At 45.1% G+C, this 1,764-nt stretch carries 1 protein-coding gene; it reads right to left on the reverse strand.

Annotated features, from left to right (window positions below; genetic code table 11):
* Nucleotides 1-130: 130 nt before the first annotated feature.
* Nucleotides 131-1,648: an ISLre2 family transposase gene (locus KKC1_RS11245; protein WP_088554550.1), complete on the reverse strand. Its 1,518-nt coding sequence runs from the start codon at nt 1,646-1,648 to the stop codon at nt 131-133.
* Nucleotides 1,649-1,764: the final 116 nt, after the last annotated feature.

Here is a 1,764-nt window from a genome sequence, read left to right on the forward strand (position 1 = left end):
GTTGCTGTCAAGTACTTTTGGGTAACTTCTGATATCCTCCAATGTAACCACTTAATATATTATTATTTTACAAATATGGGTATTTATGGATTATATAGTTGCTCGTTCCCTAACTACTCTGAGGTTGATTTTAAAATAACCATTCCGTTGTGAGCTGACTTATTACCTTTGCCAGCTCTCTGGCTCTTTGATCTGGTCCATATGCTGCCGGCATTGTTGCTTTGCACCATTGTGCTGGATCTGTTTTGTTGACCCCGTCTGTTTCTTTCTTAGCCCAGTAGCCGTTAAAAGCATATTCCCTTCTTGCCTCATCTCCAACAGCCCTCGGCGGGCCTTTGAGCTCTGTCAGTTCTTTAAGGTTCCCATTCCGCACCGCACATCGTACTTTGGCCAGACAGTGGGCTCCGTGCGGCGTCCAGGAAGCACACTGGTGTTTGAAGCGCCGTGTGATGGTATGTCCAATATTGGCTTCGATTACTCCCAACCCTCGAGCGTTTTCTGGTACAGGTTTTCCCCTTTTACGCCAGTCGATTATGCCTTCCCATACGCTGTTGATTAGACTTTGAAATGCTATCAGTCTTTTTCGGCGCTCGCTGTCTTTTTCGTCTTTTTTTAAGGTTTCCAGTAGGATGTTGAAGGCTTCACGGTCGTTGTTTTCCAGTATCTTACGGACAGCTTGTTTGAGTTCAGGGGTACCTCCAAATAGCTGCCTCATGTCCCTTTCCAGGTGAAAACGACAGTATTGGTATTCTGCTCCCAGTATCTCTGCTCCCTGCCTTACCCAAGTAGCTCCGTCGCCTCCTACGATTACTCTCCGACACCCGTCCAGGTCATAGGTGCGGCTAAGGTGCCTTTCTAACGCCTCCCAGAATTCTTTTCCTTCACCTACATAAACAAAGTATTGGGGGTTTTTTAGTTTGGTTTCCCCGGTAATGGTACTCTCCCAGCCTTCATATACTACTGCTGTTTTTAGTTCAAAGGTCTTTTGGTCTTTGCGTTTCTTTTTGCTTTTTTTACGAAGCTGTCTTTTTAGATTTGTTCCGTCTATTTCGATGATTAGTATGGGAACTACTTTTTTCCCTGTTCCGTCAAGGGCCGTCTCTTGATCCCATTGGGAGATATGCTCCCCAGCAGCAAGTACCGCCTGGCGAATACTTTCATGGCTGATTTTTACTCCTAAAAGTTCTTCCAGGATGCTGGCTGTTTTGCGGTAGGAGTTGTTAGATGCCACCATTAACGCCATCTGTACCAGCCTGGGCGTTAGGTTCTTGCCTCTTTCCAAGCCCAGTAGGTCGTCAAGTAAGTACCCGTAAATGTGTCCGCCGTCAATCGTGCGCTTTTTGTAGTATCGCCGCTTGTATCTTACTATGCCAAGGCTGGTTTCCAATTCCCTTTCGTGTATATCCGCTACTTCCCAGCCTTCGCGTATAGCACTATGTAATATCATCTTGTCCATTGCCTCAAGTACAGCACCCAATAGTTTTACAAATAGTTCCCTAAATATCTTGAAAAGTTCCCGTTCCAGTGTATTGAAACTTCCGCCAGATACTAATACACTGTAAATAAGGGCACGTACTTGTGGATGGTTCATTATTGGGCTTTCCGCAAGTATCTCCGGAGCTTCTTTAAGTTTCGGGGATGTGCTCATGGAAGAACCTCCTTGTTAGTTGTGATGGGTTTACATTGGAGGTTCTTCTATTTTTTTGCCCCAAATCCTCCCTTGTGGAAATTGATGGATTCTACCCAAGTTTATTTTACACTAAC

The sequence above is a fragment of the Calderihabitans maritimus genome (assembly GCF_002207765.1).
Taxonomy (GTDB): Bacteria; Bacillota; KKC1; order Calderihabitantales; family Calderihabitantaceae; genus Calderihabitans; species Calderihabitans maritimus.